The organism is Pantoea sp. PNA 14-12 (genome assembly GCF_004364735.1).
GTDB lineage: Bacteria > Pseudomonadota > Gammaproteobacteria > Enterobacterales > Enterobacteriaceae > Pantoea > Pantoea stewartii.
The window spans coordinates 1525810-1541114 of sequence record NZ_SOAJ01000001.1; the positions used below are offsets into that span (position 1 = coordinate 1525810).

General features: G+C 55.0%; 14 protein-coding genes. 5 read left to right on the forward strand and 9 right to left on the reverse strand.

Annotation, left to right across the window (positions count from 1 at the left end; translation table 11 throughout):
* Positions 1 to 105 precede the first annotated feature (105 nt).
* Genes C7434_RS07225 through copC form a run of 3 tightly spaced genes read right to left on the reverse strand, consistent with a single transcriptional unit; the run spans position 106 to position 1736 of the window.
* Positions 106 to 453 (reverse strand): YebY family protein, encoded by a 348-nt coding sequence (locus C7434_RS07225; protein WP_033741954.1) that lies wholly within the window; start codon positions 451 to 453, stop codon positions 106 to 108.
* 28 nt (positions 454 to 481) lie between these two features.
* Entirely contained in the window at positions 482 to 1357 is an 876-nt protein-coding gene (copD, locus tag C7434_RS07230) for a copper homeostasis membrane protein CopD (RefSeq protein ID WP_033741956.1), read from the reverse strand.
* Between the two features lie 4 nt (positions 1358 to 1361).
* Entirely contained in the window at positions 1362 to 1736 is a 375-nt protein-coding gene (gene copC, locus C7434_RS07235) for a copper homeostasis periplasmic binding protein CopC (protein WP_033741957.1), read from the reverse strand.
* Positions 1737 to 1886: 150 nt separating this feature from the next.
* Between copC and C7434_RS07240 the strand changes: the two genes are divergently transcribed.
* Together C7434_RS07240 and exoX are read left to right on the forward strand one after the other, a co-directional pair.
* A complete protein-coding gene (locus C7434_RS07240) occupies positions 1887 to 2117 on the forward strand; it encodes a DNA polymerase III subunit theta (RefSeq protein ID WP_006120290.1) in 231 nt (76 codons plus the stop codon).
* A complete protein-coding gene (gene exoX / locus C7434_RS07245) occupies positions 2117 to 2785 on the forward strand; it encodes an exodeoxyribonuclease X (protein ID WP_033741958.1) in 669 nt (222 codons plus the stop codon). Before C7434_RS07240 ends, exoX begins: the two co-directional genes overlap by 1 nt.
* On the opposite strand, the gene C7434_RS07250 is transcribed toward exoX, so the two are convergent.
* Together C7434_RS07250 and C7434_RS07255 are read right to left on the reverse strand one after the other, a co-directional pair.
* Positions 2769 to 4841, reverse strand: coding sequence for a prolyl oligopeptidase family serine peptidase (locus tag C7434_RS07250; protein ID WP_133745267.1), 2073 nt, complete (start codon positions 4839 to 4841; stop codon positions 2769 to 2771). The genes exoX and C7434_RS07250 overlap by 17 nt on opposite strands.
* A 117-nt stretch (positions 4842 to 4958) precedes the next feature.
* A complete protein-coding gene (locus C7434_RS07255; RefSeq protein WP_033741961.1) occupies positions 4959 to 5603 on the reverse strand; it encodes a DUF533 domain-containing protein in 645 nt (214 codons plus the stop codon).
* Positions 5604 to 5775: 172 nt separating this feature from the next.
* Here C7434_RS07255 and purT point away from each other — a divergent pair, with 172 nt between their 5' ends.
* Positions 5776 to 6954, forward strand: a complete 1179-nt coding sequence (purT, locus tag C7434_RS07260) for a formate-dependent phosphoribosylglycinamide formyltransferase (RefSeq protein WP_133745319.1) — start codon at positions 5776 to 5778, stop codon at positions 6952 to 6954.
* A gap of 37 nt (positions 6955 to 6991) precedes the next feature.
* Here purT and C7434_RS07265 read toward each other — a convergent pair whose 3' ends face one another.
* On the reverse strand, positions 6992 to 7630 hold the full coding sequence (locus tag C7434_RS07265) for a bifunctional 4-hydroxy-2-oxoglutarate aldolase/2-dehydro-3-deoxy-phosphogluconate aldolase (RefSeq protein WP_033741962.1): 639 nt from the start codon (positions 7628 to 7630) through the stop codon (positions 6992 to 6994).
* Positions 7631 to 7819: 189 nt separating this feature from the next.
* Complete coding sequence (zwf, locus tag C7434_RS07270; protein ID WP_006120280.1) at positions 7820 to 9295, reverse strand: glucose-6-phosphate dehydrogenase; 1476 nt, start codon at positions 9293 to 9295, stop codon at positions 7820 to 7822.
* Between the two features lie 802 nt (positions 9296 to 10097).
* Between zwf and pyk the strand changes: the two genes are divergently transcribed.
* Both pyk and C7434_RS07280 read left to right on the forward strand, forming a co-directional pair.
* The gene (gene pyk / locus C7434_RS07275; protein WP_033741964.1) at positions 10098 to 11540 is read left to right on the forward strand and encodes a pyruvate kinase; all 1443 of its coding nucleotides are present in this window, start codon (positions 10098 to 10100) and stop codon (positions 11538 to 11540) included.
* 84 nt (positions 11541 to 11624) lie between these two features.
* Positions 11625 to 12857, forward strand: a complete 1233-nt coding sequence (locus tag C7434_RS07280) for an MFS transporter (protein ID WP_033741967.1) — start codon at positions 11625 to 11627, stop codon at positions 12855 to 12857.
* 28 nt (positions 12858 to 12885) lie between these two features.
* Here C7434_RS07280 and lpxM read toward each other — a convergent pair whose 3' ends face one another.
* Positions 12886 to 13860, reverse strand: a complete 975-nt coding sequence (lpxM, locus tag C7434_RS07285; protein ID WP_054687677.1) for a lauroyl-Kdo(2)-lipid IV(A) myristoyltransferase — start codon at positions 13858 to 13860, stop codon at positions 12886 to 12888.
* Positions 13861 to 13973: 113 nt separating this feature from the next.
* A complete protein-coding gene (mepM, locus tag C7434_RS07290; RefSeq protein WP_033741971.1) occupies positions 13974 to 15305 on the reverse strand; it encodes a murein DD-endopeptidase MepM in 1332 nt (443 codons plus the stop codon).

The window sequence follows — 15305 nt, forward strand, 5'->3', positions numbered from 1 at the left end:
GGCCAAGACAGGAGATTTTCCAGCCAGCGCAGCGGAGCTGTGCAAAAAACCGGCAGGTTTGTGATCGGCTAAACAATTTTGCCGACAACCCTGCTGTATCGCGTGTTATTTCGCGCACAGCGCCTGAGCACGATCGACGATGGGCTGCAGACTCATCATCTGACCCGGATGGGCTTTATCCGGGGCCTGAATCACGCTGATCGGCTGCGCTTTAACCTGACCGGCCTTGAACTGCGCATCCGCTTTGTCGTTGAGGGGATACTGCATCAGCGTGCTGGGGTTAATCGCAAACAGCGCGCCGTCTTTCTCGCAGGTTAACATCACCTCTTCCCGGTTAAAGGGCCACTTCTCTTTGCCAATTTCGAAGCGGCTGACGGTGATAATTTGTGCCGCCAGCGCCTGGCCAGCCAGTGTGAATAACAGCAATGCAGAGATCGCTTTTTTCAGCAACATAACGTTCCTTTCTTGAATGTCGGTCATTTCAGGTTGGCGACAGCGTAGCAAACACACTCACCAACCCCACTACGCCGCATGCCAGCACAATTTCCAGCTGAGTCATGCGAATAAACTGCTGCTGTGCGCCCAGGCCAGCGACATGAAAACGCGGAACTAATCGGTAGCGGTTCCAGAGCGCAATCATCACCATAAGGCCCACCAGCGCGACTTTACAGAGCAACAGTACAACATAACGGTTAAGCGACCAGTCACCCGGCCAGCCTGCAATCAGCAGGCTGTTTACCAGTCCGGTGACCAGCGTCAGGGCCACAGCCAGATGCCCGTAGCGGGAAAAACGCATCATCGTGCGGATTGCGGTGGTTCGGAAGGCAATGTTCCGTGCCATCTGCATCAACACCAGTAACGGCACCAGGCCACCCGTCCAAAAAGATGCGGCGATCAGATGTACAACGTGATTACCTTGTTGCGCGATGCCAGCCAGCCCCTCTCTCATCGCGGCATGGCCGATGAGCGCCAGACAACCACACTGTAGCAGACTGGTCAGCCACCCGATCCACTGCCGCTGCGGGTCACGCATCAGGATAGCGGCTACGCTGCACAACGAAAAGAGGAGTTGCCATTGCCACACCGCGCCCCAGTGTGTAGACAGCACCGCCATCCATACGTCCGGCACGGCCAGGTTGTGCCAGTCGCCACTCATCAATGCCGTCTGCGCGGCCAGCATACACAGCGCAGTCAGGAGTGCCAGGATTGCACTGCCTGTCATCAGGCGTGACAGGCGCGATATCAGCGCCGCCCGTAACGAAACGGGCGCCAGCAGCGTCGTACAAAAATGGCTGCCGACCAGTACTATAACCGCCGTAAAATGCAGTGCCCGCAGCACCACCCACAGTGTCGTCACAGGATTACTTCACGGTGAACGTATAATTTCCGTTTGTTTTATGCCCGTCCACGGACAGCACATGCCAGTTTACCTGATACGCGCCCTGAGTCAGCGGCTGAGCGAAGTTAACCCGTAACTGGTTATGCCGGGCTTTATCGCGGCTGATCTTGCCCGCAATCGTTTTATGCTGAGCATCCACCACCTCAACGCCGCTGAACGCGGGCTCAACATCTTCCGTAAAATTCAGGGTTATCTGCTGCGGCGCGGGCGATATTTCGGCTTTTGCGGCGGGGACAGAGGACGTAAGATGCGCGTGCGCCAGCGCGAACGGACTAAAAGCCAGTGTCGAGGTCGCAAACGCGATCATTGCGCCATGCGAAAGTAATGTTTTCTTCATAACATCATCCTGTTAACGCCTGGTAAGGCCATAAACGTGGCGCAAGAATACGCCGCTGCAATTTAACTGTCGAGGCCAGCAATGCTATCCTTTACCTTGCGTATGGCGGAGGAAAACATTACTTTTGCGCACGCATATCAGGAGAATATCATGAGTCATAACCTTGCCTTGCTGTCGCAGGAAGAGAAAGACAAAGTCAACGTTGATCTGGCGGCGGCAGGCGTTGCATTTAAAGAACGCTATAACATGCCTGTGGTGGCTGAAATGGTGGCCAGTGAACAACCCGAAGCCCTGCGCGACTGGTTTCGTCAGCGCTTGATGCACTATCGCCAGGCCTCTCTGAATCTGTCCCGCCTGCCCTACGAGCCTAAACAGAAATAATGTTACGTGTCATTGATACAGAAACCTGCGGGCTGCAAGGCGGCGTTGTCGAAGTGGCATCCGTGGATGTGATTGACGGCCAGATCGTCAATCCCATGAGCGATTTGGTTTCACCCGACCGCCCTATCAGCCGCCAGGCGATGGCCGTTCATCGCATCACTGAAGCGATGGTGATGGGTAAGCCGCCGATTGAAGATGCCATTACGCGCTACCACGGCAGTGCATATTATGTCGCGCACAATGCCAGCTTCGACCGCCGGATGTTGCCTGAGATGGCCGGCGACTGGATCTGCACCATGACGCTGGCACGCCAGCTGTGGCCAGGCATCAAATACGGGAATCAGGCGCTGCGGCACAGTCTGAAGCTGGAAGTGACGCCGCCCGCAGATTTACATGCTCACCGCGCACTTTACGACTGCTATGTTACGGCGGCCCTGTTGATCCGCATTATGGACCTGTCTGGCTGGAGCGCCGCTGAAATGAGCCAGCGCTCTCAGCCTGCCGCCCAGCGCGATGATGTACTGCCGTTTGGTAAGTATCGCGGCCAGGCGCTGGCCGTTATTGCCCGCAAAGATCCGGGTTATCTGAAATGGATGCTGGAGAACGTCAAAGATTTGCGCCCGCCATTGCGACAGGCGCTGCGTAAATATCTCAGTCAGCTTCCCTGAGGTCAGGCGGGGGCAGACTCCCCTGGGCCAGTGCAATGATAAAGGTCAGCTCCAGCGCGACGCCTTCGTAGGCTTTATAACGCCCTGACTTGCCCCCGTGCCCTGAGTCCATATCGGTACAGAGCAGGAGCAGTGTGTCATCCGTTTTATGTTCACGCAGTTTTGCGACCCATTTCGCCGGTTCCCAGTACTGCACCTGTGAATCGTGCAGGCCTGTGGTAACCAGCAGATGAGGACAGGGCCGGGCGTCAATATTGTCGTACGGGCTGTACTGACGAATAGCGTGGTAATACTTCGCCTCATTTGGGTTGCCCCATTCGTCATACTCGCCCGTGGTCAGCGGAATTGATTCATCAAGCATGGTGGTTAACACATCGACAAACGGCACCTGCGCAACGACGCCGTGATACAGCGTCGGTGCGAGATTGATGACCGCCCCCATCAGCAGTCCGCCCGCACTGCCGCCCATGGCATAAAGCCGGTCCGGGTGCCCGAAACCCCTTGCCACCAGTTCATGGGTAACGTCAATAAAATCGGTAAAACTGTTCATCTTGTTAAGCAGGCGACCGCCGTCATACCATTGTTGCCCCAGCTCACCGCCGCCACGCACATGCACAAGTGCATAGACAAAACCGCGATCCAGCAAACTCAGCCGGCTGACGCTAAAGTCCGCATCCATGCTGCTGCCATAGGCACCATAACCGTAAACCAGCATCGGGTTCTGTCCCTTCTGATAATACTTGCGGTTATAGACCAGCGAGACCGGCACTTCGGTGCCGTCAGTCACGGTAATCCAGTGATGTTCGCTTTTGTACTCATCCGGATTGAAGTCTTTGACGCTGCTCTGCTTTAAAATACGGCGTTCACCCGTGTCCATATCCAGTTCGAACAGCGTGGCAGGCGTGGTCATGGAGGAGTAGCCATAGCGCAGTTTACTGGTGCGTGGCGTGGGGTTGTAAGCCAGCCAGGTCACGTACGTAGGATCGTCAAATGCGATACCGCTGGTTTCGCCCGTGTGCCAGTTCATTTGCCGCAGGCTGGTAAGGCCGCGCTGGCGTTCCTCGACAACCAGCCAGCCACGGAAGAGCTGAAAGTCTTCCATCACCACATGGTCACGCGCGGGGATCACGGTTTCCCAACGCGATTCGTCGAGGTAACGCGTGCGGTACAGGCCAAAATTTTTGCCTTCACGGTTTGAGCGTATAAAAAACGTATAGTCATAGTGATCGAGGCTGTACTCGTGATCGCGTCGCCGTGGCAGAAAGACCTGTGGGAGGGCATCCGGCAAATCGGCGTCCAGCAGCTGAATTTCACTGGTATTGGTACTGTCCAGTACGATCAGGATGAACTGTTTTGAGGTGGTTTTATGAATGCTGAGGTGAAAGGTATCATCCTTTTCTTCATAAACCAGCTGGTCATCGCTTTGTGGCGTGCCCAGTTCATGCCGCCAGAGCTGGTAAGACAGCAACGTTTGCGGATGCTTGCGCACATAGTAGAGCGTGCGTGAATCATTCGCCCAGGCAAAGCTGGAAGAGGCATCATTCAGCACCTCAGGATACCAGCTCCCGTTTTCCAGATTGCGAAAGCGAATGCCGTACTGGCGGCGGGAAAGGAAATCTTCAGCCAGGGCCATGACCTGATTGTCCGGGCTGATATGCAGCGCGCCCATAGTATAAAAATCACTGTGTGAAGCCCGCTGATTGGCATCCAGCAGCAACGTCCATTCATCAGTTTCCTGATAACTGGCAGGCTGCCGGTAATAGGCGGCATATTCATTACCACTTTCATAACGGCTTTGGTAGCGGTAGCCATTTTTTACGTAGGGAACGGAATGGTCCTGAGGCGGCAGTCGGTCAATGATCTCGTGGAGAATACGGTTTTGTAATGGCTCCTGTGACGCCATGATTTTCTGACCATAGTTGTTCTCAGCACGCAGGTAGTCCAGCACATCGCTGTTTTCGCGTTTGTCATCACGCAACCAGTAGTAGTTATCGACCCGCGTCTCGCCATGCAGCGACATCTCGTAAGGTATTTTTTTCGCGTCAGGTGCTTTCATATCATCCATCCTGCTGAACATCATCAACATTAAGGGTGGCACTAATGTCTTCAGATGCCAAGTCAGGGATAGTGAGTATGAGCGTGTTCAGGGCCCTGTTACGGGCCCGGACATGGGTTAACTGGCCTTCTGCTGATCAATATCCTGCTGGATACCTTTTCGGACATCCTGCGGAATTTTTAGCGCGTCGCCCAGTGCCGACAGGTAGCTGCGCTCCATAAAATGGTCGACATCAATGGCGGCACAGCTGAGAAAATAGAGTTCCAGTGCTTCTTCTTCATTTTTAACATCCGCTGCCAGCCATTCGGGGTCCAGCGGCCGCTGCATGGCCTGCTGGATCAGTTTCTCCGCATCCTGACCATAGCCTGCCTGATGAATGTTCTGCTCAATCGTCGCACGTTCACGGTCATCAATATGCCCGTCGCTTTTGGCGGCAAACACCAAGGCCGTGACCAGTCGTTCTGCGCGCTGATCAACCGGCGTCTGTAACTCACCAAAACCCGGTTCGTCCTGATGGGTTTCACGCACCCGCTGTTTGTATTTGTTCCACAACACCGCGCCCGCTGCTGCCCCGCCGCCGATGATTAAGGCTTTGCCGCCATATTTAGTTAACAGCTTGCGTGATGATTTACTGGCCACCAGCAATCCCGCCAGGCCACCCAGCGCACCGGGGGCCAGCATCTCACTCAGCCCGCCGCCGGATTTGCCGTCACCGCTCTTTTTTGCCAGTACTGATTGAATCTGTTGCAGCCAGTTATTCATTATTTACTCCCGTTACCATCCAGAAACATCATCATTACCAAAAAGATGTCAGGAAACGTCAGAGCAGGAAAAGTAGCGCAAACGAGATGAAATGTGTGCAAGGGGTGAGAACGCAAACGTTTTCGTTTATACTGCGCGCGAATTTTGACTGGTTGACTGCTTAGGTGAAATGATGACGACTCTCGGAACTGCGCTACGCCCTGCTGCCACGCGCGTCATGCTGTTAGGCTCAGGAGAACTGGGCAAAGAAGTCGCGCTGGAATGTCAGCGTCTGGGTGTGGAAGTGATTGCGGTTGACCGCTACGCCAATGCGCCTGCGATGCATGTAGCGCACCGTAGCCATGTGATAAATATGCTGGACGGCGACGCACTGGCCGCCGTTATTGCCCAAGAGAAACCAGACTTCGTGGTGCCTGAGATTGAAGCCATCGCAACAGAGAAACTGCTGGAGCTGGAGCAGCAAGGTCAGCGCGTCGTGCCCACTGCCCGCGCTGCCCGCCTCACCATGAACCGCGAAGGCATTCGTCGTCTGGCCGCAGAGGAGCTGGCACTGCCCACTTCAACCTACCGCTTTGCCGACAGCAAAGAAAATTTTGTCGTCGCCGCCGCCGGGATTGGTTTTCCCTGCATCGTCAAACCCGTTATGAGTTCATCCGGCAAAGGCCAGAGTTTTATTCGCGATACCAGCCAGCTGGATAAGGCCTGGGATTATGCGCAACAAGGCGGTCGCGCCGGGGCGGGACGCGTTATCGTTGAAGGCGTGGTGAAGTTTGATTTTGAAATCACCCTGCTGACCATCAGGGCCGTTGACGGCATTCATTTCTGCGCCCCTATCGGTCATCGTCAGGAAGACGGCGATTACCGTGAGTCATGGCAGCCGCAGCAGATGAGCGACCTGGCGCTACAGCGTGCCCAGCATATCTCGGAAACCGTGGTCAACGCACTGGGTGGCTATGGATTATTTGGTGTGGAGCTGTTTGTATGCGGCGATGAAGTGGTATTCAGTGAAGTCTCTCCGCGTCCGCACGACACCGGCATGGTGACGCTGATCTCGCAGGATCTGTCAGAATTCGCCCTGCATGTCCGCGCGTTCCTGGGGCTGCCTGTAGGGGCCATTCGCCAGTACGGCCCTTCTGCTTCAGCCGTTATTCTGCCGCAGTTAACCAGCCAGAATGTCCGGTTTGCGAATGTAGAAGCAGCACTGGGGGCGGGTTTGCAGTTGCGCCTGTTTGGCAAGCCCGAAATTGAAGGTCAGCGTCGTTTAGGTGTTGCTCTGGCCTGCGCCGAGACAACGGAAGAGGCTGTTGCGCGCGCGGTAGCCAGTGCGGCTGCCGTCAGCGTTCAGGGTTAAGTGAGTGCGGTGAGCCTGTGGGCTCACCGTCTGCCCGTTAGCGGGCCCCCGCGACGGCCTCGCTGGCCAGTTGCGTAATACGCTGCCAGTCCCCTGCTTCCAGCGCCTCGTTCGGCACCAGCCAGGAGCCGCCGATACAAAGTACGCTTTTCAGCGCCAGATAATCACGGTAATTCGCTGGTGAGATACCGCCCGTCGGACAGAAACGCACCTGAGGGAAAGGCCCACCGATGGCCTGTAGCGCTTTTACCCCGCCGTTGGCTTCGGCCGGGAAAAATTTAAACTCTCGCAGACCGTAATCCATGCCGGTCATTAATTCTGACACCGTGCTGATGCCGGGAATAAGCGGAACTGGCCCTTCAACGGCGGCCTTGAGTAAGGACTCGGTGATACCAGGGCTGATTACAAACTGTGCGCCCGCTTCCGTCACTTCCTGGAGCTGCTGTGTGTTCAGCACCGTTCCCGCACCGACAATAGCCTCTGGCACCTGTTTGATAATGGCGCGTAAGGCATCCATCGCCACGGGCGTGCGTAAGGTCACTTCCAGCACCCTGACGCCGCCGGCGACCAGCGCCTGAGCCATGGGAACCGCATGTTCCAGCTTGTTAACCACGATTACCGGCACGACCGGTCCGGTTTTCAGAATCTGTTCTGCACTCGTTTTCCAGTTTTTCATCACTTCCCCTGGTAAATAACATTGTGATCACTGCGCCGAAGCCTTTACAGCGCCAGTCCGGTTAACAGCACGACTACCATACAGGATTCTCCGTTTCACCGTCCATCAACGGATAAAATTTTTAAAACAGCAGTTCATTTTTGAGAGGTGGTGCAAAAAAAAGCCCGCATTATGCGGGCTGGGAAGGGATTATTCGAATTCATTCCAGGAACGACCGTCTCGCGTGATCATCGCGACGGACGCCACCGGTCCCCAGGTGCCGGCCTGATAAGGTTTGGAGGAATCACCATCTGCGGCCCAGGCGTTGATGATGGAGTCAACGTATGTCCAGGCGGCTTCCACCTCGTCACGGCGCACGAACAGTGCCTGAATGCCGCGCATCGATTCCAGCAGTAAACGCTCGTACGCATCCGCCAGATGAGACTGGTTAAAGGTTTCTGAGTAGCTCAGATCCAGCTTGGTCGTCTGCAGTTTGTGTTTGTGATCCAGACCCGGCACCTTATTCAGGATCTCAATGTCCACCCCTTCATCCGGTTGCAGACGGATGGTCAGTTTGTTCTGCGGTAACTCGGAGTAAGAGTCTTTAAACAGGTTCATCTCCGGGTTTTTGAAGTACACCACGACTTCAGAACACTTGGTCGGCAAACGCTTACCGGTGCGCAGATAGAAGGGCACGCCCGCCCAGCGCCAGTTGTCGATATCGACGCGAATGGCCACAAAGGTTTCCGTAGAGCTGGTTTTGTTGGCGCCCTCTTCTTCCAGGTAGCCGGGAACTTTTTTGCCCTGCACAAAGCCGGCGGTGTACTGACCCCGCACCGTTTTCTCACGGACATTCGTCTGATCGATAGGACGCAGCGAACGCAGCACTTTCACTTTCTCATCACGAATGCTGTCGGCACTGAGATCGGAAGGCGGAGACATTGCAATCATGGTCAGCACCTGTAACAGGTGGTTCTGGATCATATCGCGCATCTGCCCGGCTTTATCGAAGTAACCCCAACGGCCTTCAATGCCCACCTCTTCAGCCACGGTAATCTGCACGTGGTCGATGGTGCGGTTATCCCAGTTGTTCACGAAGATGGAGTTTGCGAAACGCAGCGCAAGCAGGTTCAGAACCGTTTCTTTCCCCAGATAGTGGTCAATACGGAACACCTGACTCTCATCGAAATACTCGCCTACGCTGTCGTTGATTTCTTTTGACGTTTCCAGCGACGTGCCGAGCGGTTTTTCCATCACCACGCGCGCCGGTTTCGCATTGAGCTTGGCCATGCCGAGGCCCTGACAAATGGCCCCGAAGGTGCTGGGCGGCATGGCGAAATAGTTAATCGTGGTGCGGTTTTTCTGATCCAGCATCTTACCCAGTCTTGGGAAATGCGAGGTATCGTTAACATCAAGGTTACAGAAATCGAGACGGTTACTGAGCTTATCCCAGAGCGCTTCGTCAATCTTTTCCTTCATGAAGGTTTCTAACGCCTCACGCACCACTTTGGTGTATTCAGCTTTATCCCACTCTGCACGGCCAACGCCGATAATCCGGGTTTCTTCATGAATCTGACCCGCTTTCTCTAACTGATACAGCGAGGGCAACAGTTTACGACGGGCGAGATCGCCTTTGGCGCCGAAAATTACCAGATCGCATGCCTGGGCTATTTGTGTTACCGCCATTTTCCTCTCCTCGTTGCAGGATAGTCCCGGTGGCGATGCATCCTGAGCACCGGGTCCATGTTGTTATTTACTTTCAGCACAATGTACTTTTTTCCCCAGGCCAGGTAAACCAGCCCGCGGCGTCACCCTACTTACTCTGCGCGTAATTCGCGTCTGTGGTAGGTTGACCCGTGCGCTTTCGCTTATTTTTCTGTGTCAAAAATTGTCTGGCTGCAGCCAGTGCGACGCTGATTATGGCAAAAAAAGGGCCAGCCGACTTATCAGACCTTGCCCCGCGGCTGATTCTACAGGGTCACCCCGGCAGCATTGCCTTTCATCTCAGCATTTATCCATTCTAACAGATATTTACTCCCTATCTGGTCGGGATAATGCGCAGGTGCAACACTTGCCGCTTTACGCTTTTCGCTGTTACACCGGCTTCGTGGGCCAAACAACAGACGATGCCTTCCCCACCGGCAAACGAACGACCGCAACAGCCTGGTCTGTTACGCGCGGCCCTGCTGTAACTACGATACAGATGAACGGGCTGTTCATCCTGCCGCGTTGTGACACGCAGAATGGCTGCGTCACTTGCGTCTGGTCAATTAAGCTGGCGCTAGCGTCGAAGGGGGGATGACTTCCTCGGTGAGTCTCAGTATTGTATCTGACAAAAGCGCCTTTACTGGACGTCTTCCGGGCCCAGTGCCACAGTTCTGACACACTCGAATGTATAATAATACCTCTGTGTGGTAATCAGTATCTGACGGGCTAATACCTTAAAAAGTAACGATTCAGCTCAGTTCCAAAATTCAAAGGAATCTCTATGTCCCGACGTTTAAGAAGAACCAAGATCGTAACCACTCTCGGCCCAGCCACTGACCGCGACAACAATCTCGAAAAAATCATTGCTGCTGGTGCCAACGTTGTGCGTCTTAACTTTTCACACGGTACGCCCGAAGATCACCAGATGCGTGCCGATAAAGTGCGTCAGATTGCGGCAAAACTCGGTCGACATGTGGCCATTCTGGGCGATTTGCAAGGCCCTAAAATTCGTGTATCCACCTTTAAAGAAGGTAAAGTCTTCCTGAACGTGGGCGACCGGTTCCTGCTTGATGCGGCGCTGGGCAAAGGCGAAGGCGATAAAGAACGCGTCGGCATTGACTATAAAGGTCTGCCCGAGGATGTGGTACCCGGCGATATCCTGCTGCTGGATGATGGTCGCGTACAGCTGAAGGTGCTGGAGGTTCAGGGCGTCAAAGTGTTTACCGAAGTAACAGTAGGTGGCCCGCTTTCTAACAATAAAGGCATCAACAAACTGGGCGGAGGCCTGTCGGCTGAAGCCCTGACGGAGAAAGACAAAGCCGATATTATCACGGCCGCCAAAATCAACGTGGACTATCTGGCGGTGTCCTTCCCGCGTTGTGGTGAGGACATGCACTATGCCCGCCGTCTGGCGCGCGATGCGGGCTGTGACGCGTTAATGGTCGCGAAAGTAGAACGTGCCGAAGCGGTCGCCTCGCAGGAAGCCATGGATGACATCATTCTGGCCTCTGACGTGGTGATGGTTGCCCGTGGCGACCTGGGCGTGGAAATTGGCGATCCGGAACTGGTCGGGATTCAGAAAGCCCTTATACGCCGTGCGCGCCAGTTGAACCGTACCATCATCACCGCGACACAGATGATGGAATCAATGATCACCAATCCTATGCCGACGCGCGCTGAAGTCATGGACGTCGCCAACGCCGTGCTGGACGGCACCGATGCGGTAATGCTGTCAGCCGAAACCGCTGCCGGTCAGTATCCGGCGGAGACCGTTGCCGCCATGGCAAAAGTCTGTCTGGGTGCCGAGAAAATCCCAAGCGTGAATGTCTCTAAACACCGTCTGGATGTGCAGTTCGATAATATCGAAGAAGCGATCGCCATGTCAGCCATGTACACGGCGAACCACCTGCAGGGCGTGACCGCCATTATTACCATGACGGAATCCGGTCGTACGCCATTGATGACCTCACGTATCACATCAGGTTTGCCGATCTTTGCCATGTCGCGCCACGAACGTACGCTGAATATCACCGCGCTGTATCGCGGCGTGACGCCCGTGTTTTTCGACAGCGATAACGAAGGCGTGGCCACCGCCCATGACGCCGTTAATCTGCTGCGTGACAAAGGCTTCCTCGTCTCCGGTGATTTAGTAGTCGTCACGCAAGGGGATGTGATGGGGGCAACCGGCACGACTAACACCGGCCGGGTGCTGCGCGTCGATTAATACCGCTTTTCATACACATCTGTATTACCATTTAAACGCGGCTGCCTTGCAGTCGCGTTTTTTGTTTTTTCATAAGGAGGCCAGATGGCCCGTTATCAACCCATCCGCCAGTTGACCGGACGCGTGATGCTGTTTCCGCTGGCGATGGTGCTTTATGAGTTCGCCACCTATATTGCTCACGATATGATCCAACCCGGCATGTTGCTGGTCACCGCCGAATTCGACGTAGGCGATCAGTGGGTTTCCACCTCTCTCACGGCCTATTTACTGGGTGGCGTGGTTTTACAATGGCTGCTTGGCCCGTTGTCCGATAAATATGGCCGCAGGCCCGTGCTGCTGTCCGGCATTCTGTTTTTTGCTGCCGCCTGTATTCTGACCACCTGGGTCAGCGACATTGAGCAGTTCGTCAGTTTGCGTTTCCTGCAGGGAATTAGCCTGTGTTTTATTGGTGCGGTCGGCTATGCAGCCATTCAGGAAGCGTTCGAGGAAGCACTGGCCGTGCGCATTATGGCACTGATGGCGAATGTCGCCCTGCTGGCACCGCTCGCCGGGCCTCTGGCCGGCGCCGCCTGGCTCACGGTCGGAAGCTGGCGCAGTATGTTCTGGCTGTTTGCCGCCTGCAGCGCCGTGGCGTTTATCGTACTCTGGCGGGTCATGCCTGAAACCGCCGGCGATCGTCACCAGTCCATTGCGCTGCCGGTGCTGGCGCGCAATTATGGCCGACTGATAAAAGATCGTCAGGTGATGTTTGGGTCCTTTGCCATCGGACTGGTTTTCATTCCCATTCTGACCTGGGTGGCCCTGTCCCCGGTCATTCTGATGCGTGATGAAGGACTTTCACGAATGGAGTACGCCCTGCTCCAGCTGCCGGTATTTATGGCAATGATTGCCGGTAACCTGACCCTGAGCAAACTGGTTGGCCGGATGCCGATTGAGCAACCCGTGAAATTTGCCGCCTGGCCCATATTACTCGGGTTAAGCCTTGCTTTATTTGCCACGCTGATAAACACACACAGCTATTTGTTGATTACCGCAGGATTAAGCCTGTACGCGTTCGGCGGCGGGATGGTGAATGCCGGACTTTACCGGCTGACGCTCTATGCCAGCGATGAAGGTAAAGGCAGCGTCGCGGCCATGCTGGGCATGATCAGCATTTTGACACTGGCTACCGGCATTGAGCTGGCGAAGCACTTCTATTTTAGCGGTGGGGTGATCTGGTTTAGCCTGATCAACTTTATCAGTGGTGTCCTGTGGTTTGGCCTGGTGCTGATGTTTCTGCGGGAACGCAGGCGTCACGCCAAAGTAACGCCCGTCTAAATCAGAAAGGCCGCCATGCGGCCTTTCTTTATTTACGAGGATAAAGCTCGTCTCGCGAGTAGGGTTCGACATCACCCGCTTTTCGGGTTTTAAGCAGTTTCAGTATCCAGGTATATTGTTCCGGATGCGGACGCACAAACACTTCTACCTCTTCATTCATCCGGCGCGCCAGTTGACGGTCATCCGCTTCGAGTAAGTCATCCATCGGCGGACGAACGTAAATTTCCAGCTTATGCCTTTCTCCGTTATACACCGGAAACAGCGGCACGACGCGGGCGCGACAGACTTTCATCAACCGGCCAACGGCGGGTAAGGTAGCTTTGTAAGTGGCAAAGAAGTCGACAAACTCACTGTGTTCCGGCCCGTGATCCTGGTCAGGCAGATAATAGCCCCAGTAGCCCTGACGGACCGAACTGATAAACGGCTTAATGCCATCGTTGCGCGCATGCATACGACCACCAAAACGACGGCGGACACGGTTCCAGACATAGTCCACCAGCGGATCGCTCTGGTTATGGAACATCGCGGCCATCATCTGTCCCTCTGAGGCCAGCAGCATGGCCGGAATGTCCACAGCCCAGCCATGCGGCACCAGAAAAATCACGTTCTGCTTGTCGGCCTGCAGTTGATCAATAATTTCCCGACCGTGCCACTCAACCCGCTGGCGGATCTGTGCCGGATCGCGCATACCCAGCTCGGCCATCATGGCCATGGCTTGCGGTGCGGTGGCAAACATCTGATCGACGATCGCGTCACGCTGAGATTCGCTTAATTCAGGCAGGCAGTAATAGAGATTGATGAGCGCACGGCGACGCGCGCCCTTCGCCAGCTTACCAGCAAACTTGCCGAGCCCTCCCAGAAGCGGATCGCGCACGCGAGGCGGCATCAATGCAATACCCGCCAGCGCGCCAATGGCCAGCCAGCTGCCCCAGTATTTTGGCTTTAAAAAAGAACGTTCAAAAACGGGAATAAATTCAATGTTATTTTTTTTACGGGTTTCCATGCACTCGCCTCAATCAATGACGGGCTAATGATAGTGGCGACGAGTAAATTTGCAATCATCCTGCGCCAGAGATAAAAAAGTCGACGGCCATGCCGTCGACGTTATCAAAGTATTTACTTCATCCCCAACTGCGGTAACCAGCCTTTGACCTGAGCAAGATACTGCGAACGATCTTTGCCCGTCAGACCTTCCATGCGAGGCAGTTTGGCCGTCAGGGGATTAACAGCCTGATTATTAATCCAGATCTCAAAATGCAGATGCGGTCCGGTTGAACGGCCGGTATTGCCGGAGAGCGCAATGCGATCGCCACGCTTTACCTTTTGCCCCGGTTTCACCAGCACTTTTTTGAGGTGCATGTAACGCGTCATATACTGACGGCCGTGACGGATGGCCACATAGTTACCGGCGGCACCGCCGTTTTTGGCCACCACGACTTCGCCATCGCCCACAGCCAGCACAGGCGTACCAACCGGCAGCGCGAAATCGACACCTTTGTGCGGTGCAATTCGGCCCGTCACCGGATTAAGACGGCGCGGATTAAAGTTCGACGAGACACGGTACTGTTTCACGGTGGGGAAACGCATAAAGCCCCGCGCCAGGCCCGCACCGCTGCGGTCGTAATATTTGCCGTCTTCGGCCCGGAACGCGTAATAATCTTTGCCGCCGCTGCGCAAACGCACACCCAGTAGCTGGCTTTGCGCGCTCTTGCCTTCCAGCATTTCGCGCGACATCAGCACGCTGAATTTATCGCCCGCGCGTAACTTACGAAAATCCATCTGCCACTGCATGGCTTTGATCACGCTGCTGGCCTCTGCACTGCTTAAACCGGCACGCATAGCGCTGGCGGCAAAGCTGCCGCGGACTTCGCCCTGAATCACACTGTTGCGCCATTCACCCTTTTGCATCTGCGACTGCATGCTAAAGCCACCTTTATCGGTGCGCGTATAGGTGCGGGTTTCACGACGCGAGATTTCCCAGGTAAAGGTATCCAGTGCGCCGGCATCATTGAGCGTCCAGCTGAGCTGCTGACCGACCTGCAAATTACGCAGATCTTTATCGCTGGCCACCAGCGCATTAATGTCGCTCATGTCGATGCCATACTGGTTCAGTGCGCTGCTGAGCGTGTCGCCTGAGGAGACGGTGTAATCGTGCGTGCCTGCCGTATCGGCGACATCCTGATCGACGTCGTCTGAAGGCAGTTCTTCATCGGGTTCGGGCGTGGTTTGATCGATAGGTTCACTGGCTTCAGGAAGCAGTGTGCGAAACTCGTTTTTGTCTAACTCAATGGCTTTGACGATGGGCGTAACATCATCATTCGGATGGTAAACATAAGGCCGCCAGACTGCGACGGCCAGAGTAACAACGGTTAACGATCCCAGCATAACGCGGTGGGGGCGCGGCAAATTATTAAATGCGAGGGCGACAGAGCGGGCTATCTGCTGCAC

Excerpts from the sequence above, each read along its gene's own strand:
- C7434_RS07225 (WP_033741954.1), bottom strand. The coding sequence starts at position 453 with ATGTTGCTGAAAAAAGCGATCTCTGCATTGCTGTTATTCACACTGGCT.
- copC (WP_033741957.1), bottom strand. The coding sequence starts at position 1,736 with ATGAAGAAAACATTACTTTCGCATGGCGCAATGATCGCGTTTGCGACC.
- C7434_RS07240 (WP_006120290.1), top strand. The coding sequence starts at position 1,887 with ATGAGTCATAACCTTGCCTTGCTGTCGCAGGAAGAGAAAGACAAAGTC.
- exoX (WP_033741958.1), top strand. The coding sequence starts at position 2,117 with ATGTTACGTGTCATTGATACAGAAACCTGCGGGCTGCAAGGCGGCGTT.
- C7434_RS07250 (WP_133745267.1), bottom strand. The coding sequence starts at position 4,841 with ATGAAAGCACCTGACGCGAAAAAAATACCTTACGAGATGTCGCTGCAT.
- C7434_RS07255 (WP_033741961.1), bottom strand. The coding sequence starts at position 5,603 with ATGAATAACTGGCTGCAACAGATTCAATCAGTACTGGCAAAAAAGAGC.
- purT (WP_133745319.1), top strand. The coding sequence starts at position 5,776 with ATGACGACTCTCGGAACTGCGCTACGCCCTGCTGCCACGCGCGTCATG.
- C7434_RS07265 (WP_033741962.1), bottom strand. The coding sequence starts at position 7,630 with ATGAAAAACTGGAAAACGAGTGCAGAACAGATTCTGAAAACCGGACCG.
- zwf (WP_006120280.1), bottom strand. The coding sequence starts at position 9,295 with ATGGCGGTAACACAAATAGCCCAGGCATGCGATCTGGTAATTTTCGGC.
- pyk (WP_033741964.1), top strand. The coding sequence starts at position 10,098 with ATGTCCCGACGTTTAAGAAGAACCAAGATCGTAACCACTCTCGGCCCA.
- C7434_RS07280 (WP_033741967.1), top strand. The coding sequence starts at position 11,625 with ATGGCCCGTTATCAACCCATCCGCCAGTTGACCGGACGCGTGATGCTG.
- lpxM (WP_054687677.1), bottom strand. The coding sequence starts at position 13,860 with ATGGAAACCCGTAAAAAAAATAACATTGAATTTATTCCCGTTTTTGAA.